The organism is Arthrobacter sp. Leaf337, assembly GCF_001423745.1.
GTDB lineage: Bacteria > Actinomycetota > Actinomycetes > Actinomycetales > Micrococcaceae > Arthrobacter.
Genome location: NZ_LMPC01000001.1, coordinates 245,696 through 264,916 on the forward strand (window position 1 = coordinate 245,696; position 19,221 = coordinate 264,916).

The 19,221-nt window shown below is 65.4% G+C and carries 20 protein-coding genes, 1 other RNA gene and 1 riboswitch; of the genes, 17 read left to right on the top strand and 4 right to left on the bottom strand.

Annotation, left to right across the window (positions count from 1 at the left end; all coding sequences use genetic code 11):
- Positions 1-127 precede the first annotated feature (127 nt).
- From ASF98_RS01110 to ASF98_RS25110, 6 genes are all read left to right on the top strand, one after another.
- The gene (locus ASF98_RS01110) at positions 128-3,937 is read left to right on the top strand and encodes a multifunctional oxoglutarate decarboxylase/oxoglutarate dehydrogenase thiamine pyrophosphate-binding subunit/dihydrolipoyllysine-residue succinyltransferase subunit (protein WP_055796309.1); all 3,810 of its coding nucleotides are present in this window, start codon (positions 128-130) and stop codon (positions 3,935-3,937) included.
- 191 nt (positions 3,938-4,128) lie between these two features.
- Positions 4,129-4,728 (top strand): GDSL-type esterase/lipase family protein, encoded by a 600-nt coding sequence (locus tag ASF98_RS01115; RefSeq protein WP_055796312.1) that lies wholly within the window; start codon positions 4,129-4,131, stop codon positions 4,726-4,728.
- Between the two features lie 137 nt (positions 4,729-4,865).
- Complete coding sequence (locus tag ASF98_RS01120) at positions 4,866-6,125, top strand: serine hydrolase domain-containing protein (protein ID WP_055796315.1); 1,260 nt, start codon at positions 4,866-4,868, stop codon at positions 6,123-6,125.
- Positions 6,126-6,202: 77 nt separating this feature from the next.
- On the top strand, positions 6,203-7,030 hold the full coding sequence (locus ASF98_RS01125; RefSeq protein WP_055796319.1) for a DUF4097 family beta strand repeat-containing protein: 828 nt from the start codon (positions 6,203-6,205) through the stop codon (positions 7,028-7,030).
- Positions 7,031-7,654 carry a PadR family transcriptional regulator gene (locus ASF98_RS01130; protein ID WP_055796322.1) on the top strand — a complete coding sequence of 208 codons (624 nt, stop codon included), beginning with the start codon at positions 7,031-7,033 and terminating at the stop codon, positions 7,652-7,654.
- Positions 7,655-7,737: 83 nt separating this feature from the next.
- On the top strand, positions 7,738-7,812 hold the full coding sequence (locus ASF98_RS25110) for a 50S ribosomal protein bL37 (protein WP_369299106.1): 75 nt from the start codon (positions 7,738-7,740) through the stop codon (positions 7,810-7,812).
- 123 nt (positions 7,813-7,935) lie between these two features.
- Here the strand turns inward: ASF98_RS25110 and rsrA are convergent, their stop codons facing one another.
- Both rsrA and ASF98_RS01140 read right to left on the bottom strand, forming a co-directional pair.
- A complete protein-coding gene (rsrA, locus tag ASF98_RS01135; RefSeq protein ID WP_028270137.1) occupies positions 7,936-8,196 on the bottom strand; it encodes a mycothiol system anti-sigma-R factor in 261 nt (86 codons plus the stop codon).
- Positions 8,193-8,984, bottom strand: coding sequence for a sigma-70 family RNA polymerase sigma factor (locus ASF98_RS01140; protein WP_156372236.1), 792 nt, complete (start codon positions 8,982-8,984; stop codon positions 8,193-8,195). The genes rsrA and ASF98_RS01140 overlap by 4 nt, the downstream gene beginning before the upstream one ends.
- A 359-nt stretch (positions 8,985-9,343) precedes the next feature.
- Here ASF98_RS01140 and ASF98_RS01145 point away from each other — a divergent pair, with 359 nt between their 5' ends.
- The 11 genes from ASF98_RS01145 (at position 9,344) to ASF98_RS24980 (ending at position 18,123) form a co-directional block, all read left to right on the top strand.
- Entirely contained in the window at positions 9,344-9,892 is a 549-nt protein-coding gene (locus ASF98_RS01145; RefSeq protein WP_055796325.1) for a DoxX family protein, read from the top strand.
- Between the two features lie 6 nt (positions 9,893-9,898).
- On the top strand, positions 9,899-11,275 hold the full coding sequence (gene aroA, locus ASF98_RS01150; protein WP_055796329.1) for a 3-phosphoshikimate 1-carboxyvinyltransferase: 1,377 nt from the start codon (positions 9,899-9,901) through the stop codon (positions 11,273-11,275).
- A complete protein-coding gene (rsgA, locus tag ASF98_RS01155; RefSeq protein ID WP_055796331.1) occupies positions 11,265-12,380 on the top strand; it encodes a ribosome small subunit-dependent GTPase A in 1,116 nt (371 codons plus the stop codon). The genes aroA and rsgA overlap by 11 nt, the downstream gene beginning before the upstream one ends.
- Before the next feature lie 64 nt (positions 12,381-12,444).
- On the top strand, positions 12,445-13,257 hold the full coding sequence (gene hisN / locus ASF98_RS01160; RefSeq protein ID WP_055796334.1) for a histidinol-phosphatase: 813 nt from the start codon (positions 12,445-12,447) through the stop codon (positions 13,255-13,257).
- A 216-nt stretch (positions 13,258-13,473) separates the two neighbouring features.
- Positions 13,474-13,587: riboswitch (SAM riboswitch) on the top strand.
- Positions 13,588-13,622: 35 nt separating this feature from the next.
- Positions 13,623-15,035 (top strand): aminotransferase class V-fold PLP-dependent enzyme, encoded by a 1,413-nt coding sequence (locus ASF98_RS01165; RefSeq protein WP_055796337.1) that lies wholly within the window; start codon positions 13,623-13,625, stop codon positions 15,033-15,035.
- Between the two features lie 91 nt (positions 15,036-15,126).
- The gene (locus tag ASF98_RS01170; RefSeq protein ID WP_055796339.1) at positions 15,127-15,900 is read left to right on the top strand and encodes a class I SAM-dependent methyltransferase; all 774 of its coding nucleotides are present in this window, start codon (positions 15,127-15,129) and stop codon (positions 15,898-15,900) included.
- Between the two features lie 31 nt (positions 15,901-15,931).
- Positions 15,932-16,645 carry a metal-dependent transcriptional regulator gene (locus tag ASF98_RS01175; protein ID WP_055796341.1) on the top strand — a complete coding sequence of 238 codons (714 nt, stop codon included), beginning with the start codon at positions 15,932-15,934 and terminating at the stop codon, positions 16,643-16,645.
- 15 nt (positions 16,646-16,660) lie between these two features.
- Positions 16,661-17,077 (top strand): fluoride efflux transporter FluC, encoded by a 417-nt coding sequence (locus ASF98_RS01180; RefSeq protein WP_055796344.1) that lies wholly within the window; start codon positions 16,661-16,663, stop codon positions 17,075-17,077.
- Positions 17,074-17,442 (top strand): fluoride efflux transporter FluC, encoded by a 369-nt coding sequence (locus ASF98_RS01185; RefSeq protein WP_055796348.1) that lies wholly within the window; start codon positions 17,074-17,076, stop codon positions 17,440-17,442. The genes ASF98_RS01180 and ASF98_RS01185 overlap by 4 nt, the downstream gene beginning before the upstream one ends.
- 95 nt (positions 17,443-17,537) lie before the next feature.
- On the top strand, positions 17,538-17,909 hold the full coding sequence (locus tag ASF98_RS01190; protein WP_055796350.1) for a hypothetical protein: 372 nt from the start codon (positions 17,538-17,540) through the stop codon (positions 17,907-17,909).
- 79 nt (positions 17,910-17,988) lie between these two features.
- Entirely contained in the window at positions 17,989-18,123 is a 135-nt protein-coding gene (locus tag ASF98_RS24980) for a hypothetical protein (RefSeq protein ID WP_268760395.1), read from the top strand.
- A 114-nt stretch (positions 18,124-18,237) separates the two neighbouring features.
- Here ASF98_RS24980 and ssrA read toward each other — a convergent pair.
- Together ssrA and smpB are read right to left on the bottom strand one after the other, a co-directional pair.
- Positions 18,238-18,606, bottom strand: a transfer-messenger RNA (tmRNA) gene (gene ssrA / locus ASF98_RS23550).
- 136 nt (positions 18,607-18,742) lie between these two features.
- Positions 18,743-19,213 carry an SsrA-binding protein SmpB gene (gene smpB / locus ASF98_RS01195; protein WP_055796353.1) on the bottom strand — a complete coding sequence of 157 codons (471 nt, stop codon included), beginning with the start codon at positions 19,211-19,213 and terminating at the stop codon, positions 18,743-18,745.
- Between the last annotated feature and the right edge of the window lie 8 nt (positions 19,214-19,221).

The following is a 19,221-nucleotide window of genomic DNA, read 5'->3' on the forward strand; positions in this document are numbered from 1 at the left end:
AACCAAGGATCGTCACTAGACTGGCAAAGGTCTGGGTTCACAGGACGCAGAGACTGGTTCGATTGTTGTGCTGAGGCACCGAAGGCGACCAGAGGGAAATCAAACTCATGGAAGAGGCGTATTTCAAGTGCCAGAGCAGCCTAGCCACCGTCTACCAGAGGAATTTGGCGGAAACGAGTGGCTCGTTGACGAACTGTACGAGCGTTACCAGCAGGACAAGAACACGGTAGATGCCAAGTGGTGGCCCCTGTTCGAATCCTTCGACGCCGGTGACAGCTCGTCTTCCAACGGGACCTCCGGTGCACCGGCGCCCGCAGATCCCTCAACCCGCGAACTTCCAGTTGTAGCTCCCGCTCCGGCCGCACCGGCACCGACGCCGGCAGCCGCCGCCAAACCGGCCGCTGCCGCCCCGACCGCTTCCGCCCAGGCTCCCGCAGCCCCGGCGAAGAAAGCACCCGCCACTGTTGCCCGCGACGGCGCAAAGAAGCCCGAATCCGCAGGCACTCCGCCCATCCCCGCCCAGCTGCCGAAGAACGTCAAGGCTCCCACGGCTCCCGAAGAGGACGTTGTCTCCGTTCTCCGCGGACCGGCCAAGGCCATCGCTTCCAACATGGTCACCAGCCTGGAAGTTCCCACCGCGACCAGCGTCCGCGCGATTCCCGCGAAGCTGCTGATCGACAACCGTGTGGTCATCAACTCCAACCTGGCCCGGGCCCGCGGCGGCAAGGTCTCTTTCACGCACCTGATCGGCTATGCCGTCATCCGCGCACTTTCCCAGTTCCCGTCGATGAACGTCTACTACGACGAAGTGGACGGCAAGCCCGTCGCGGTCCAGCCGGCACACGTGAACTTCGGCATCGCCATCGACATGCCCAAGCCGGACGGCACGCGCCTGCTTATGGTGCCGAACATCAAGAAGGCGGAGACCCTCAACTTCTCCGAGTTCTGGCACACCTACGAAGACCTGATCAAGCGCGCCCGCAACGGCAAGCTGACCGCCGATGACCACTCCGGCACCACGGTCTCCCTCACCAACCCGGGCGGCATCGGCACCGTGCACTCCGTGCCCCGCCTCTCCAAGGGCCAGGCTGCCATCATCGGCGTCGGCGCACTGGATTACCCGGCCGAGTTCCAGGGCGCCAGCGAGAAGATCATCGCGCACAACGCCATCAGCAAGGTCCTCACGCTGACCTCCACCTATGACCACCGCGTCATCCAGGGTGCCGGCAGCGGCGAGTTCCTGAAGCTCGTGCACCAGCTCCTGCTCGGTGCGCAGAACTTCTACGACGAGATCTTCGAGTCCCTGCGCATCCCGTACGAGCCAGTGCGCTGGAGCCCGGACCTGCAGGTGGACCCGGCCGACGAAATCAACAAGGTCGCCCGGATCCAGCAGCTGATCCACTCCTACCGCGTCCGCGGCCACCTCATGGCGGACACCGATCCGCTGGAATACGTACAGCGGAAGCACCCGGACCTGGACGTCCTCACCTACGGCCTGACCCTGTGGGACCTCGACCGCGAGTGGCCCACCGGCGGCTTCGGCGGCAAGCCCATGCTGGCGTTCCGCGATATCCTCGGCGTGCTCCGTGACGCCTACTGCCGCACCACCGGCATCGAATACATGCACATCCAGGACCCGGCCGAGCGCAAGTGGTTCCAGGACCAGCTGGAGCACCCGTACTCCAAGCCCAGCCGCGAAGAGCAGCTGCGCATCGTGTCCAAGCTCAATGCCGCGGAAGCCTTCGAAACGTTCCTGCAGACCAAGTTCGTGGGCCAGAAGCGGTTCTCGCTCGAAGGCGGCGAATCGCTGATCCCGCTGCTGGACGCCATCATCTCCGATGCAGCCGACGACGATCTCGACGAAGTGGCGATCGGTATGGCCCACCGCGGCCGCCTGAACGTGCTCACCAACATCGCCGGCAAGACCTACGCCCAGGTCTTCCGCGAATTCGAAGGCACGCAGGACCCGCGCTCCGTGCAGGGCTCCGGCGACGTCAAGTACCACCTCGGCACCGAGGGCACGTTCACCTCGGACAACGGCAAGGAGACGAAGGTCTACCTCGCCGCCAACCCCTCGCACCTCGAGGCAGTGGACTCCGTCCTCGAAGGCATCGTCCGCGCCAAGCAGGACCGCCTGGACCAGGGCGAGGCCTTCCCCGTGCTCCCCATCATGGTGCACGGCGACGCTGCCTTCGCGGGCCAGGGCGTGGTGGCGGAAACGCTCAACCTCTCCCAGCTGCGCGGATACCGCACCGGCGGAACCATCCACGTGGTCGTCAACAACCAGGTGGGCTTCACCACCGCCCCCTCCTCGTCGCGTTCCTCCACCTACTCCACGGACGTCGCCAAGATGATCCAGGCTCCGGTGTTCCACGTGAACGGCGATGACCCGGAGGCCGTGGTCCGCATCGGCCAGCTCGCCTACGAGTTCCGCCAGCGCTTCCACAAGGACGTTGTCATCGACATGGTCTGCTACCGGCGCCGCGGGCACAACGAGGGCGACGACCCCTCGATGACCCAGCCGCTGATGTACAACCTGATCGAAGCCAAGCGTTCTGTACGCAAGCTGTACACCGAATCGCTGATCGGCCGCGGAGACATCACCGAGGAAGAAGCCGAGCAGCTGCTCCGCGACTACCAGGAACGCCTGGAACGCGTCTTCGCTGAGACCCACGCCGCGCAGACCTCTCCGATCCCGATCATCACCGCCGATTCCGCCGCCGTGTCCGACATCGAACGGCCGAGCGCCCAGCAGTCCGACTCCGGCATCAACGCGCCGGCGTCCACCGCAATCTCCCCGGAGACCCTGGCGCGCATCGGCAAGGCCCACATCGAGATTCCTGAGGGCTTCACGGTCCACGCCAAGCTCAAGCAGTTGCTGGAGAAGCGCGAACAGATGTCCCGCGAAGGCGGCATCGACTGGGGCTTTGGCGAGATCGCCGCCTTCGGCTCGCTGATCATGGAAGGCGTTCCCGTCCGGCTCGCCGGCCAGGACTCCCGCCGCGGCACCTTCGTGCAGCGCCACGCCGTGTTCCACGACCGCGCCAACGGCAATGAGTGGCTGCCGCTGGGCAACCTCTCCGATGACCAGGCCAAGCTGTGGATCTACGACTCCCTGCTGTCCGAATACGCTGCAATGGGCTTCGAATACGGCTACTCCGTCGAACGCCCTGACGCCCTGGTGCTGTGGGAAGCGCAGTTCGGTGACTTCGTCAACGGTGCGCAGACCATCATCGACGAGTTCATCTCCTCGGCCGAGCAGAAATGGGGCCAGCGCTCCTCGCTGGTGCTCATGCTGCCCCACGGCTACGAGGGCCAGGGCCCTGACCACTCATCCGCCCGGATCGAGCGGTTCCTGCAGATGTGCGCCGAAGAAAACATGATCGTGGCCAACCCCACGACGTCGGCCTCGCACTTCCACCTGCTGCGCCGCCAGGCGTACAGCCGGCCGTGGAAGCCGCTCATCATCTTCACGCCGAAGCAGCTGCTCCGCCTGAAGGCCGCAGCGTCTTCCGTGGAGGACTTCACCACCGGCGCCTTCAAGCCTGTCATCGGAGAGCACGAGCAACTGCAGGCGGATGCCGTTGAGCGCGTGCTGCTGGTGTCCGGCCGCCTGTACTACGATCTCCTGTCCACGCGGCAGAAGACCGGCGACAAGACCACGGCGATCGTCCGCGTCGAGCAGCTCTACCCGCTGCCCGCCGCTGAAATCGCGGCCGAGCTCGCCAAGTACCCCAACGCCGACGTGGTGTGGGCACAGGACGAACCGGCCAACCAGGGGCCGTGGCCGTTCATGGGCCTTAACCTGCCCGAGGCGCTCGACCGCCGGGTCAAGCTGGTATCCCGTCCGGCTTCGGCCTCCACGGCCGCCGGTTCCATGAAGCGGCACGCTGCGGAGCAGGACGCCCTCCTCAAGCAGGCGTTCGCACGGAAGTAGCTTGGACGCTGCCCGGCCGGAACTCGACATTCACGACTCCGGCCGGGCAGCGCTGCTTAATGGAAGGGGCGGCGCTGCCCGACGCAGGTGCTGACCGACGCCGGTGCTCCCCAACGCGGGTCGCGGAGTTGGCTGGCAGCCCCTTTCCATGGAACGCTGAACCAATTGCATATTGAGGTAAAGAGGTAGTCGTGGAAGACAGGAAGCTGCGGATTGCGGCTGTTGGAGATGAACTGTTGGCCGGCCTGGGCGATCCCCGTGCGCTCGGCTGGCTGGGCCGCGTGCTGGCCCGCACTCCGCAGGACGGCATCACCGTTGAGTGCTATCCCCTCCCCTGCCCGCAGGAAGGCACCGAGGGCCTGGCCGCCCGCTGGCTCGACGAGGCCGGCCGCCGCTTCGGCAACAACCACGAAAACCGGCTCGTGATCGGCCTGAGCGGGCGTGACCTCGAGTTTGGCCTGTCCACGGCCCGCAGCCGCCTGAACCTTGCCAATATCCTGGACTCCGCGTCCCAGAACAAGATCGAAGTCTTTGTGGTGGGTCCGCCGCCGTCACTTGACCCCTCGCAGAACCGCCGGCTGGGGGAACTGAATACGGCCTTCGCCGATGTCACCACGCGGCGCAAGCACTTGTACGTGGACACCTTCTCCCCGTTGCTCAACCATGAGCAGTGGCGGCAGGATCTGGCAGCCAACGGCGGAACGCCGGGACAGGCCGGCTACGGGCTGATGGCCTGGCTGGTGCTGCACCGCGGCTGGTTCCAGTGGCTCGGTATCGCTGCCCCGGAGTAAATCCGGAAGCCCGGGCGGCGTTGCCCGCTCGGGCTGCTGCATCGAAACAGATGCGCACGTGCTCGGGGTGCTTGACACCCCAGTCCCGCCCGTGACCCAATGGGCCCATAACGCCGTCGACATAAGGTTGTGGGTCCATGAACGTTCCCGGAATCCCCAAGGGCTCCCCCGCCCCGGCAGCGCTGGCCGTAGCGCTGATGCTTGCTGTGGCAGGTTGCAGTGCGGGCCCGGCTCCTGCCCCGTCTTCGCCTTCCCCCTCCACCGCAGCCTCCTCCCCGGCAGCTTCGTCCAACGGCGCGCTGCAGGAGTTCGACCAGGCGGCGCTGGAACAGACCTTCAGGGATGCCGCCCGGGAACTGCGCGTCCCCGGCGCGGTAATGCTCCTGCGGACCCCAGCTGGGAACGTCACGTACGCATACGGCGTGCGTAGCTTCGGCGGAACCGATCCCGTGACGCCGGCGGACCACGTCCGGATCGGCTCCGTCACAAAGACCTGTACCACCACTGTCATCCTGCAGCTGGTCCAGGAAGGGAAGATAGAGCTCGACGACCCGGTGGCGGACTACCGTCCGGACGTGCCGAACGGCGCCAACATCACCATCGAACAGTTGCTGACGATGCGCAGCGGACTCTACAACTACACCGAGGCACTGGAAGTAAACCAGGTCCTCGATGCCGATCCCGGAAAGGCATGGCCCCCCGAAGAACTGCTCGCCGTTGCTTTCCGCCATCCGCCGTATTTCGCTCCGGGCGAGGGCTTCCACTATTCCAACACCAACACGGTGCTGCTCGGCCTGATCGCGGAAGCCCTGGACGGCAAGCCGCTCACTGCGGCGTTCCGGGACAGGCTGTTCACACCGCTGGGACTGACCGGATCCGTATTTCCGGAGCAATCATCCAACGCCATTCCGGAACCGCATCCGCAGGGGTACATGTACGGGAACAACGTGCTGACGCTCAACGACCCTGCCCTCCCCGCGGACATGCAAAAGGCTGCCGCTGACGGAACGCTCCTGCCCACGGACCAGACAGCCATGAACCCCTCGTGGGCCTGGGCCGCCGGGTCCGGAATTTCGACCGCGGAAGACCTGGCAACGTGGGCAGAGGCACTCGGCAGCGGAAAGCTCCTGGGGCCCGCCCTGCAGAAACTGCGGCTGGACAGTCCCCAGCCGGTCAAGGCCGACGACCCTGGAGGGGCTCTCTACGGGCTGGGGATCGCCAAATTCGGGAAACTCTTCGGGCACACCGGCGAACTGCCCGGCTTCAACACCTTTGCAGGCCATGACCCTGCCGCCCAGGTCACCCTTGTCGTCTGGACGAACCTGGCCCCGACGCCGGATGGCCGGGATCCGGCCACCATGACTGCCCGGACCCTCATCGGAAAGATCTACCGCTAGCCGGCGTCTATTGCTTTTGGGCAAGACGCGATATATCGTCAAATCATATTCACGATATATCGCAATATGGAGGCGCAGTGGACGAGAACACCTGGACCGTCACCGGTCCGCAGACGATCGACGTCGACGGCGTCAGGTCACTCAAGCTCGGAATCATCCGGGGACGGTTCGATGTGGTCACCCACGCCGAGGATGTCACGCGGATCGAAGTATCCGAAATCCACGGGGATCCGCTGACGGTCACCCTGGTCAACGGGCGACTCGAGGTTCGGCACCAACTGCAGGGCGCCCAGGGCTGGTTCAAGAACCTGATGGACACGGTCAACAACAGCAGCACCAACTCCGTGGTCATCAGCATTGCGTTGCCGGCGGGCGTGGAAGTGGAGGCCGGCACGGTCAGCGGGGACGGCCTCGTCTCCGGGATCAGCGGCCACACCAAGCTCAACACCGTCTCCGGATCCGTCATGGCGGACGGCACCAGCGGCGAACTCCACGTCAACACGGTCAGCGGCGAAGTCATCGCCCGGAACCACGAGGGCGTCCTAACCGCCAAGAGCGTTTCCGGGGAGGTCACCGCGTCCGGCCGGTTCAGCAACATCCGCGCCAACACCGTCAGCGGCGACATGAGCTTCGACCTCCGCGGCTTCACCCACGACTTCGGGGCCAATTCGGTGTCGGGCGACCTGACCGTCCGGCTTCCCCAGGACGTCGGAGTCGATGTCGTGGCCAAGTCCGCCGGCGGCACCGTAGTCATCGACGACCAGAAGTACGTCCATCCGGGCGGCAAGGTCCAGACGATCGCCGGCCCGGACGCGCAGCTGATGATTGTGCGAACCAACTCCGTCTCCGGAAAGACGTCCATCATCCACAGCCTGTCGCCCGCGGACACCGAAACGGACGCCTAGATGCCTCCGGTCTTCGCCCATGGCGCGCTTCGCCTCTACCTGCTTTCCCTCCTGGAGTCGGGCCCCAAACACGGCTACGAACTCATCAAAGCCCTCAGCGAACGCTTTGGGGGGACCTACTCCCCCAGTGCCGGGACGATCTATCCGCGGCTCGGCAAATTGGAAGAAGAAGGGCTTGTGGCCACGGAAGCCGAGGGGCGACGCACCAACTACCGCATCACCCCCGCAGGCCTGGTGGAGCTCAACCGGCGCAGGGACGAACTGGCCGGCGTGGAGAATGACATTTCCGCCTCAGTGCGCCGGCTGGCCGACAATCTGCGGGAGGATATCCGCGTCAACATGCGCGGGCTCCGGGCCGACCTTGCCGCCACTGCCGAGGCCGCGCGGTCGTCTGCGCGTTCCGCAGGGTTCCCGGACCGCGGTACCCGGCACACGCCCGAAGGCGACCGCACGCTCAAAGAGGCGGAAATGCTGGTGCAGTCGTTCAGGGACAACCTGCGTGTGGAGCTTCGGGTAAAGGCCAGCGCTGCACCAATCAGCGGCGTCACGCTCGAGACGATCCGGACGGTGCTGGACCAGGCCGAAATATCGATCCGCAACTCGCTGAACGCCGGCAGTCATTGAGCGGGCCCCGGTTCGCGGGCCGTCGCGTGATGTGGGAGACTTGAGGGCAGCTCTTTTGAGTACCAAGATTAAGGAGGCCAGCTATGAGCAAGCGTGCACGTAAACGTCGTGACCGTAAGCGTGGCGGCGCGAACCACGGGAAGCGCCCCAACACCTAAGCTACGGTTTGGAACATGAGCTTTAAAGCAGAGGGCCCCGGAAACCACATGGTTTCCGGGGCCCTTCGCCGTTAATGCCGTGAAATCGGGGTCAGCTGCCGTCCGGCCGGGTTTCGGGCGGAGCTAGGCCTCGACAGGACGGATCGAATGGATCCGGTCCAGGATGGCGTTCTTCAGGTTCTCCGGGGCGGCTTCCGTACAGGAGCGTTTGACCACCTTGCGGATGACGCACTCGAGATCGTACTCTTCAAGGCACTCCGGGCAACCGTCCAGGTGATCCTTGATCTCGGCGATGTCGCTGTGTGTCAGCGCACCGTCCAGATATTCGTAAATACGTTGCATCCGGGCATCGTCGCAATCGCCCAGTCCCTGGCAGTCGCTCATTTCCTGTTCTCCTGTGTTGTGCTTTCGGCCGCGGCACCGGAATCGGTTGCGGCTTTGAAACCCCGCTCTGCGGCGTAGTCCGCAAGCATGTCGCGCAGCATCTTGCGGCCGCGGTGAAGCCGGGACATCACAGTGCCGATGGGGGTGTTCATGATGTCTGAGATTTCCTTGTACGCGAACCCCTCCACGTCGGCAAAGTACACCGCGAGGCGGAATTCCTCCGGAATCGCCTGCAGCGCCCGCTTCACATCGGAATCCGGAAGGTGGTCCAGCGCTTCCGCTTCGGCAGAACGCAGGCCGGACGAAGTGTGCGATTCCGCCCGCGCCAACTGCCAGTCCTCAATGGTGTCCGAGTTCGACTGCAGCGGCTCACGCTGCCTCTTGCGGTAGAGGTTGATGTACGTGTTTGTGAGGATCCGGTAGAGCCACGCCTTGAGGTTGGTTCCCGGTTTGTACTGATGGAACGCCGAGAAAGCCTTGGTGTAGGCCTCCTGCACCAGGTCCTCAGCGTCGGCGGGATTCCGTGCCATCCTCATGGCGGCCGAATACAGCTGGTCGACGTACTGCATGGCGTCGCGTTCAAACCGCAGCCTGCGCTGCTCGGGGGTCTCGGACACGACGTCGACCTCCGCCTCCGCGGACCGCGCGCCGTCCGGGCTTGTCCCGGTGTCCGCGCTGGCTGCAGCGTCCGCGCTGGCCCCGGCGTCCGCCGGATGCCTGCTGTTGTTTTTGGCCTCGTTACCGGCAGCCTCGTATATGGCCGCAACGGCCGGATCAATGGTGCTCATTGCCTTCAAGTCTACTGTGACACGTCCCGGGCCCACCGGCGGGTGCCCGCCAGCCTCATCACGCCCCGAGAACTCAAGCGGCGCAAGGAGTTCCGCGCTGTCCCTAACCAATGTCAAAGCTTCATCTCCGCTCTGTGTCCTTGTGTCGGCGTCCATCCTGGAGGCGCCCGTGCGAACGCATTCAGCGTTCAGCCGCCCGGCGTCCGCAAGCACCTTAGGCCGTGGCCAAGCACAGCCCGTGACTCATCGGGACCTGCTTTCCATAACCACTGCCGGCGGGCAAATATTCCGCAAAAGTGCAAGACTAGAACCGGTTCCCCCGCAGATGTTCCGCGGCTCGTCCACCCAGGAGGAAATTCATGTCGTTAGTCCGCATTCTCGCCCGGCCCATGCTGGCCTCCAGTTTCGTTCTCGCCGGCCTGGACAAGCTAAAGAACGCGGATGACACTGCGACGCAGCTGTCGCCGCTGTTGCGCCGGGCAGCGGATTCCCTCCCGTTCGCCACCAACGAAAAAGTACTGGCACGCGTCATTGGAGGCACTCAAGTGGGCGCTGGCGTGCTGTTCGCCATGGGCAAGTCGGCCCGGCTCGCAGCCTCCGTACTCGCCGTCATTTCAGCGCTGAACGCCTTCGTCGAGTGGCGCAGCGCCGACATCACCACCAAGGAAGGCCGGGACGCGCGGCGGACCCAGCTCCTGAAAAACGTCACGCTCACCGGCGGCGTACTGCTTGCGTCCGTGGACACCGCGGGCAAGCCGAGCCTGGCCTGGCGGGCCGAGCATCTGGCCGCCGACGCCCGCAAGGGTGCCAGCCACCTGGCTGCAGACGCCCGGAAGACCACCAGCAAGAATCTCAATAAGGCCGAAAAAGCAGTCCGCAAGGCCGTGGACCACGCCGTGAAAGCATAGGCACGAATGACAGGCACTGCCCCCGCCCCAGTACCGTCCGCGCCGGTTGCGGACGACACCTGGCCCGCACCGTTCGCCGAAGCGCCGGTCAACGCCACAGTCACCGTCCCCGGTTCGAAGTCCCTCACCAACAGGTACTTGGTCCTTGCTGCCTTGGCCGACGGGCCGTCCCGCCTCCGTGCACCCCTGCACTCCCGCGATTCGGCCTTAATGATCCAGGCACTCCGCCAATTGGGTGCCGGAATCCGGGAAGTCCCGGGGGACGGCTCATTCGGGCCCGACCTTGAAATCACTCCCCTCGCCCCGGACGCGACGGCGGCGGATGCCGCCATCGACTGCGGACTCGCGGGTACGGTGATGCGCTTCGTTCCCCCTGTGGCCGCCCTCCGCAGCGGCGCCACAGTCTTCGACGGCGACCCGCACGCCCGCAAGCGGCCGATGGGCACCATCATCGAGGCGCTGGCAGCCCTCGGCGTCGATGTCCGGGCCGCCGACGGAACCCGGCCGTCATCGCTTCCCTTCGCGGTGGCCGGCACTGGCGAAGTGCGCGGCGGCCACCTGGTGATTGATGCAAGCGCCTCATCGCAGTTTGTGTCGGCGCTGCTCCTTGTGGGAGCGCGTTTCACCGAGGGCCTGCACCTTGAGCACGCGGGCAAGCCGGTCCCCAGCCTCGACCACATCAATATGACCGTGGCCGTACTGCGCGAAGTCGGCGTGTCGGTCGACGATTCCGTCCCCAACCACTGGGTGGTGGCACCGGGCTCGATCCGGGCCTTCGACCGCCGCATTGAACAGGATCTTTCCAACGCGGGCCCCTTCCTCGCCGCGGCGCTGGCAACCGGCGGTACCGTCCGCATCCCCAACTGGCCCGCGCCCACAACACAGGTCGGTGACCTTTGGCGCAGCATCCTGGCTGCCATGGGTGCCACGGTCACGCTGACCGACGGGACACTCACCGTTACGGGCGGACCGGAAATCAAGGGCGCGGACTTCGCCGACACCAGCGAACTGGCACCGACCGTGGCAGCGTTGTGCGCATTGGCAACAACCCCGTCGCGGCTGACCGGCATAGCGCACCTCCGCGGCCACGAGACCGACAGGCTTGCCGCACTCGTCACGGAAATCAACCGCCTGGGCGGGGACGCTGAGGAAACCGCCGACGGCCTGATAATCCGGCCCGCAAAGCTCCACGGCGGAACAGTTCACAGCTACGCGGACCACCGGATGGCCACCGCCGGGGCCATCCTCGGCCTTGCCGTTCCCGGCGTCGAGGTTGAAGACATCGGCACCACGTCCAAGACGATGCCCGACTTCCCGCAGCTGTGGGAAGCCATGCTGACACCACAGCCGGGCCGGCAGACGGAACAGGCCAGTGGGGCGTAGCACCGGTACATGGGACGAGTCCGATATCCGGGTCCGTCCCAACAAGAAAGGTACGCGTCCACGGACCAAGGACCGGCCCAGCCATGACGACGCCGTGACCGGCCGGATCATCACGGTGGACCGCGGGCGCTACACGGCAGTGGTGGGCGAAGACAGCGGCAACGAACGCATCGTGGTCGCCGCGCGGGCACGCGAGCTGCGCCGTTCGCCGGTAGTGGCCGGGGACTTCGTGTCCCTGGTGGGTGATGTTTCCGGAGAGCCCGACACCCTTGCCCGGCTCGTGAAGATCCAGGACCGGCGCACCCTTTTGCGGCGCAGCGCCGACGACACGGATCCGATTGAGCGGGCGGTCGTGGCGAATGCGGACCAGCTCGTGGTGGTGGTCGCCGCCGCCAATCCGGAACCGCGCACAGGATTTATCGACCGCGCCCTGGTGGCGGCCTACGACGCCGGCATCGAGCCGCTGCTGCTGGTCACCAAAGCAGACGTCAAGGATCCCACCGAGCTCCTGTCCAACTACCGGCACCTTGATTTCCCGGTCATCATCAGCCGGACCGCCGACGCCGCCGCCTCCGGCATCGATGCCCGCTCGGACGACGGGCTGTCCGCGCGCCTCGACAGCGACGCCGTCTCGCAGCTCCGTGCACACCTCGACGGCAAGGTCACCGTCATGCTTGGGCATTCGGGCGTGGGGAAGTCCACCATGGTCAATGCCCTGACCGGCGCTGAGCGGGCCACCGGAGGAGTCAACGCCGTCACCGGACGGGGACGGCACACGTCGTCGTCGGCACTGGCCCTGCGGATCAGTGACGCGCCCGCCGGAAGCTGGATTATTGACACCCCGGGTATCCGGTCGTTCGGCCTTGCCCACGTCGATCCGGACCGGATCCTGCGTTCGTTCCCCGACCTCGAACCCGGCACGGATGCCTGCGAACGCGGCTGCAAGCATGATGCATCCGCCGTCAACTGCGGCGTGGACACCTGGGTGGCCGAAGGACACGCAGGGCCGTCCGGCGCGGCGCGTCTCGCGTCCCTGCGGCGGTTGCTCGGCACCGATCCCCGGATGGAAGCGCAGGAAGCGAAGGAACTCGGCATCGTTTCGTAGCAGGCGGAGGGGCCAAGGACCTGACATCCCGCCCGGCCGGCCACAGAGACGGTAGTTTGGAACCATGACCCAACCCGCTTCGAGCTACAACGACGACCTGCGCCTCGCCCATGTACTGGCTGACTCTGTCGACTCCCAGACCATGAGCCGCTTCAAGGCGCTGGACCTTCAGATTGAAACCAAACCGGACCTGACCCCGGTCACGGATGCTGACAAAGCAGCTGAAGAGTCCATCCGCGGCCAGCTGTCCCGTTCCCGCCCGCGGGATGCCGTCCTCGGCGAAGAATTCGGCAGTTCCGGGCACGGTTCCCGCCGCTGGATCATCGATCCGATCGACGGCACCAAGAACTTCGTGCGCGGCGTGCCGGTGTGGGCCACCCTGATCGCCCTCGTAGATGAGGGCGAGCCGGTGGTCGGGCTGGTCAGCGCACCGGCGCTGGGAAAGCGCTGGTGGGCCGCGAAAGGGGCTGGCGCCTACATGGGACGGTCGCTTGCGGCAGCCACCCGGCTGAAGGTTTCGAACGTGTCCAAGCTCTCGGACGCCTCCCTCTCCTACTCGAGCCTTAGCGGCTGGAAGGAACGCGGCAACCTGGATGAATTCCTGGGCCTCACGGAGGACGTCTGGCGGACCCGGGCCTACGGCGACTTCTGGTCTTATTGCATGGTGGCCGAAGGGTCCGTGGACATCGCCTGCGAGCCGGAACTGAACCTCTACGACATGGCCGCCCTGGTGCCCATTGTCACCGAAGCCGGCGGCCGCTTCACTTCGCTGGAGGGAGTGGACGGCCCCTTCGGCGGGAATGCCCTCGCCACCAACTCGATCCTCCATTCGGAGGTCCTCAAGCGCCTGAACCCGGACCTCGACGACCTCCTCTGACACGCAGCGCACCCCCCGGTTGCTAGGAAGAGGGCAGCAGATCAACGCAGTGCGGCATCAACGCAGTGCCGAATAAACGACGGCGGACGCCCCTCCCAAGGGTGCGTCCGCCGTCGTTTGTTCGGCCGCAACGCCATTCTTCCGCCGCGCGTAACAAAGTGCTTAATAAATGCCGCAACTTTCCCGCGGCGCCGTCAATGTCCTAATCTCGAAACAGGTCACGAGTGCCAGCGCTAAACCCCGGTTTGCTGGCCGGCAACCCTCCATTCGCGGTGGGGTGCCCCGGGTGACGACCAGGCCGGTCCGGAACGGACCCGGCAAGCGCGGATCCCCGGAGTGAGGGGTCCCTTTACAGTGAGGTCCCCATGACTACTGCCACGTTCCCCGCAAACCCCGGAACCGCCCCCGCCCCAGCCCGCCTGGATGAACGGTTCAGCGTCGCCCGGCGCCCCCTCTCGGCCGTCACCGGCGCGGAGATCCAGGCTCCGCTGATCCAGGGCGGCCACGTCCGCTACGCGAACCTGGACTACGGCGCGTCGGCACCGGCACTGTCCGTCGTCTCGGCCTACCTCAACGAGATCCTGCCGTACTACGCCAGCGTGCACCGAGGCGCGGGCTACGCCTCGCAGATCAGCACGTCCGTGTACGAAAACGCGCGGAATATCGTCCGCGGCTTCGTGGGCGGCAGGCCGGACGATTCCGTCATTTTCACCAGGAACACCACCGACTCCCTGAACCTGCTGGCGGGCTGCCTGCCGGTGGCGGACGGCCGCCACACCGGTGAAGTGCTGTACCTGGACATCGAGCACCACGCCAACCTGCTCCCCTGGCAGGGCGTGCCGCACCGCAGCGTGGTTGCCGCGTCCACCCTGAAGGCAACCCTGGAGAGCCTGCGCGCTGAACTCCGGCAGGGTGACATCAGCCTGCTGGCCGTCACCGGCGCCTCCAATGTCACCGGCGAAATCCTTCCGATCCGTGAACTGGCCGCACTTGCGCACGAACATGGCGCAAGGATTGTGGTGGACGCGGCGCAGCTGGCCCCGCACCGCCGCATCGACATCGCAGCGGACGACGTCGACTACCTCGCCTTCTCGGGTCACAAGCTGTATGCACCCTTCGGCTCCGGCGTCCTCGTGGGCCGGCCGGACTGGCTCGACGCCGGGACTCCCCACCTGGCAGGCGGCGGAGCGGTCCGCGAGGCCCGGCTGGATTCCGTCAGCTGGGCCACGGGACCGGCACGGCATGAGGGTGGCTCGCCGAACGTGCTCGGGGCCGCCACCCTTGCCCGGGCCACGCAGGTCATCGGTGCTTTGGACCAGGAGCTGTGGCACGCCCACGAGACCGCCATCCGGTCCTTCCTCGTGGAGGGGCTGCAGAGAATCGACGGCGTCACCGTGCACCAGATCTTCAGCGACACCGTTGACACCATCGGGGTGGTCAACTTCTCCGTCGCCGGCTACGACGCCGGCCTTGTTGCGGCATACCTCTCCGCCGAACACGGCGTGGGCCTGCGGGACGGCCGCTTCTGCGCCCACCCGCTGCTCAAGCGGCTGGGACTGCCCTCAGGCTCGCTCCGTGCAAGCTTCGGCGTCGGCTCCCGGCTGGAGGACGCCCAGCGCCTGCTCGCCGGCATCGAGGAACTCCGCCGCACGGGCCTGGGCTGGGACTACGTTGTGGACGCCGGCCGCTGGGTGCCGGCCAACGACACCCGCAGCTACCCGGAATGGGCGCCCAATACCCCTGGCACCGCCGGCGCGGCGCCCTGCACCGACGACTGAGGATCGGGGCTTGAGGGCCGAAGGCCGAGGCCACGGTCTGTGCGGTAAATTCGAGGGGTAAGAATTCCAGCCTGCCCGAAGGAGATTGCACGTGGCACGGGGAGGCCCCAAACTGCACCACCAGCGCCGGTACGAGCTCGGCCAAAGCTTCCAGGACGGCGGTGAACACTACGACCGTGTCCGCCCAAGCTACCCTGGCGACTCTGCGGACTGGCTGATCGATAGCGTCGGCGGGATAGCCGGAGTGTCCGACGCCGCTGACATCGGGGCGGGGACGGGCAAGTACACCGCATTGCTGGTGCAGCGCGGGCTGGCAGTCTCCGCGGTGGATCCTTCACCGGACATGCTCGCCCAACTGCGTCTCGTCCTGCCGGGAGTTCCTGCGACGGAGGGCACAGCGGAGGCAACCGGACTCCCGGACGCGGCGTTCGATGTCGTCGTTGTTGCCCAGGCCTGGCACTGGTGCGATCCTCTCCTGGCGAGCACCGAACTGTCCCGCATCCTCCGCCCTGCCGGCGTGCTGGGACTGGTGTGGAACCAGCTGGATACGTCCGTCCCGTGGGTCCACCGCCTCTCCCGGATCATGCATGCAGGGGACGTGCACAAACCGGACTTCCGTCCCGCAATCGGCCCGGAGTTTGCCGGGCTTGAGAGCCACCTGACACGCTGGGAAGACCCTGTGACCACCGGAGACATCGTCGAGCTGGCAAAGTCCCGCAGCTATTACCTCGCGGCCGGCGAAAGTACGCGCGCGAAAGTCCGCCACAACCTGGACTGGTACCTCCACGAGCACCTGGGCCATTCCCCGGCGGACACCATCGGACTTCCCTACCTCACCCAGACCTGGCGGGCGTTCAAAGCATGAGTGCCGCAGCCAAAGCGGTAGGCTTGGACTCGTGAAGACCAGCGCGCCCTCCTCCTCCATCGAGGACTACGTCAAGGTCATCTACTCCTTTACGGAGTGGCAGGACAAGCCCATCACGTCCTCGCAACTGGCCCAGCGGCTCGGCGTCGCAAACTCCTCGGTCTCGGAGATGGTCCGCAAACTCAAGGACCAGGGCCTGGTTGACCACAAGCCGTACAGCGCCATCACACTCACGGCGGACGGAATCCGCCTCGCGCTCTCGATGGTCCGGCGTCACCGCCTGATTGAGACCTACCTCGTCCAGGAACTCGGCTACAGCTGGGATGAAGTCCACGACGAAGCCGAACTCCTGGAACACGCAGTGTCGGATACCTTCATCGAGCGGATGGCCCGCAAGCTCGGCGATCCGCTGCGCGACCCGCATGGTGACCCCATCCCGGCAGCGGACGGCACGGTCCATATGCCGCACGCCCATCGGATGAGCGAACTCGACGACGGCCACACAGGCCGGATCACCCGGATCAGCGACGACAACCCCGAACTCCTGCGCTATCTTTCCGCGCAGGAGATCGATCTCGATGCCGACATCGAAGTGCTTGGCCGGAAACCCTTCGGCGGCGCACTGGTGGTCCGGATCGGCGCTGCCGGAGCCGGCCGCGAATTCGACCTCGCCGATGAGGTGTCGTCAGCGCTGTGGGTATACAGCGATTCACGCCACGCCGGATGCCGGCTGGCGGACGCCTGAATGCGTGCCGCCTGAATGAAGGCCCTCAGAAGCGCTGGCTGGCGGGCCTGGACGGCAGTGGCTCTCGGGGCTCTCGTGGGGACGGAACTCCGCTACGGCCTGGGCGTCCTCCTTCCCGAACCCCCTGGCGCGATCCCGTGGACCACCTTGGCCATCAACGTTTGCGGAAGCTTTGTCCTTGCCGCGCTCACCACGGTGTGGATGGCACGCCCCAGGACAGCATTCTGGCTGCGGGCGGGGATTGGGCCGGGGCTGCTGGGCTCGTTCACCACTTTCTCCGCCGTGGTCTTTTCCGTTAACCAGGAGGCACGTTCCGGGCAGCACGTGACCTGGCTGATCTATCTCGGCCTCTCGCTGGTTCTGGGTCTCGGTGCGGCCGCCGCGGGCTGGAAAGCAGGCAAGGCCCTGAGCGACCGGACAGGTGGATCATGACAGCGCTGCTGGTAGGAATTTTCGGCGTTGCAGGAGGCCTGCTCAGGTTCTCCATCGACACGTACTTCGCGCACCGCACGGGCGACCGCCGGCACTGGCCCTGGGCTACCCTGGTGGTCAATGTCATCGGGTCGCTGATCATCGGCCTTTCACTGGGCGTTACCGGCAGGCTGGGGCTCGGCGGGGAATGGCATGCGGCGATCGCCACCGGGCTGGCCGGCGGGCTGACAACCTTCAGTTCCTGGACCACTGCCACCATCCGGCTGGTCAGTGAGGTGCGGTACATTGCGGCTGCCCTGAACGTCACGGTCAACCTCGTGGCCGGGCTCAGCGCCGCCGCCGCGGGCATTGCCATCTCTGGCTGAGGCTTGCCGGCCGACAGCGTGTGGAGACCCGGCCTCTGCGCCGGAGTCCCGCCGTCGTGAACGTGGAGCGGCTCCGCATCCCGTATCGTTAAACGATGGTTACGCGACGTGAAGCAGCTCAAATCCTCGACATCCCGCTGGAAATGGCACACCGTCACGGTATCCCCGCCAGGCTGTCGGACGGCGAACTGTCCGAACTCCTGGACAATCCCCCGGCCTGGCTCGTCCAGTCCAAGGCAAACCGGACCGGCAAGCGGCCAGTCTGGGTCCAGCTGACCTGCGCGGTCTGCGGTTTCTCGGAAGCCGCCCGGCCCAAGAAATGGTGGCCGCCGTTCACGTACGTCTGCTGCGTCCATCACGCGCCGTCGGACCTGCCCCCGGTCCTGCCGGGTCTGGTCCGTAGCGAATACGAGGGCATCGGGAGCCGGTTCGTCGGCATCGTCGACGTTGAAGTGCCGGGTTCCTGACCAGTTACATTCGGGACAAAACAGGCGTACCTTACAAGCACGGGGCCTATTCGAGGGCCCCGACGTTAGGGAGGGCGACATGCCTGACAAATCGCCGCACCGGCAGGTTACCAAGAAGTCGGACAAGTCCATCAAGCAAAAGAGGGCCGAAAAGAAGTCCAAGCATGAGCTGGACACCCACGTGGACCCCGTCGCGCACATCAAGAAGCGCTGACCCGGGGCCGCGGACGGCCGCTGGAGAATGCCAGATCGGTGCCGAAAACAAAAGGCCGGAAGCTTACGCTTCCGGCCTTTTGCACGGGGTGGGACCGCGTTGCCGCTGTCCCGATGGTGGAGATGGGGGGAATTGAACCCCCGTCCGATGTCGTGTTGTCAGGGCTTCTCCGGGCGCAGTTTGCGTCGGATTTTCTCGGCCCCAGCTATCCTGCAAACGAGTAGCTGATCCGGGCCCAGTCATTTAAGAGTCCCATTCACCCCAATGACGAAGGTAAACAGCAGTGGCTATCTTAATGACGCCAGGATCCGGGACGATAGCAATCCCGGGCTGACGGACTGTCTTACTGCTTAGGCAGCGAGAGCGAAGTCAGTGCGCGTTTGTTTGGCACTTATTGTTTTGCAGACAGCGTTTACGAGATAATTCTGCATCCTCGGCCCGCTTCACCTGTCGCGACTAACATCGTCGAAACCGATCATCCCCGTATTTTGTTACCAAACCGGTCAGGTTCCTTGCGGATTCTTTGCCGAATCCACGCCGTTCCTTCCCGGACTATCTATCATAACGCACTGCCGCCGGGAATCATTCCCCGACGTTCGCAGCCGCTCCGCCGCCAGGTTCAGCTGCGGTTCTTTTCGCGCATGATGCGCAGCGCTTCGCGCTTGTCCTGCTGCTCGCGGAGCGTCTGCCGCTTGTCGTATTCCTTCTTACCGCGGGCGACGCCGATCTCCACTTTCGCTTTGCCGTCCAGGAAGTAGAGCTGGAGCGGCACGATGGTGAAGCCTGATTCGCGGACCTTGTGCGAGATCTTGGTTAGTTCCTCGCGGTGCAACAACAGTTTGCGCCGTCTCCGGGCGGAGTGGTTCGTCCAACTCCCCTGGTTGTATTCGGGGATATGGATTCCCTCCATCCACAGCTCGTCGTTGTAGAACGTGCAGAACCCGTCAACCATGGAGGCGTGGCCCTCGCGAAGGGACTTCACTTCTGTCCCCATCAGGGCAATGCCCGCCTCGTAGGTGTCGAGGACGTGGTAGTCATGCCGGGCCTTCCGGTTGGTGGCCACTACCTTACGGCCACTTTCTTTCGGCACGGTGGAAC

Bases quoted from the DNA above. Each gene is read 5' to 3' on its own strand.
- aroA (WP_055796329.1), top strand. From the start codon at position 9,899: ATGACAGGCACTGCCCCCGCCCCAGTACCGTCCGCGCCGGTTGCGGAC.
- ASF98_RS24980 (WP_268760395.1), top strand. From the start codon at position 17,989: ATGCCTGACAAATCGCCGCACCGGCAGGTTACCAAGAAGTCGGACAAG.
- ASF98_RS01190 (WP_055796350.1), top strand. From the start codon at position 17,538: ATGGTTACGCGACGTGAAGCAGCTCAAATCCTCGACATCCCGCTGGAA.
- ASF98_RS01180 (WP_055796344.1), top strand. From the start codon at position 16,661: ATGAAGGCCCTCAGAAGCGCTGGCTGGCGGGCCTGGACGGCAGTGGCT.
- hisN (WP_055796334.1), top strand. From the start codon at position 12,445: ATGACCCAACCCGCTTCGAGCTACAACGACGACCTGCGCCTCGCCCAT.
- ASF98_RS01140 (WP_156372236.1), bottom strand. From the start codon at position 8,984: ATGAGCACCATTGATCCGGCCGTTGCGGCCATATACGAGGCTGCCGGT.
- ASF98_RS01185 (WP_055796348.1), top strand. From the start codon at position 17,074: ATGACAGCGCTGCTGGTAGGAATTTTCGGCGTTGCAGGAGGCCTGCTC.
- rsrA (WP_028270137.1), bottom strand. From the start codon at position 8,196: ATGAGCGACTGCCAGGGACTGGGCGATTGCGACGATGCCCGGATGCAA.
- ASF98_RS01145 (WP_055796325.1), top strand. From the start codon at position 9,344: ATGTCGTTAGTCCGCATTCTCGCCCGGCCCATGCTGGCCTCCAGTTTC.
- ASF98_RS01120 (WP_055796315.1), top strand. From the start codon at position 4,866: ATGAACGTTCCCGGAATCCCCAAGGGCTCCCCCGCCCCGGCAGCGCTG.
- ASF98_RS01130 (WP_055796322.1), top strand. From the start codon at position 7,031: ATGCCTCCGGTCTTCGCCCATGGCGCGCTTCGCCTCTACCTGCTTTCC.
- ASF98_RS01165 (WP_055796337.1), top strand. From the start codon at position 13,623: ATGACTACTGCCACGTTCCCCGCAAACCCCGGAACCGCCCCCGCCCCA.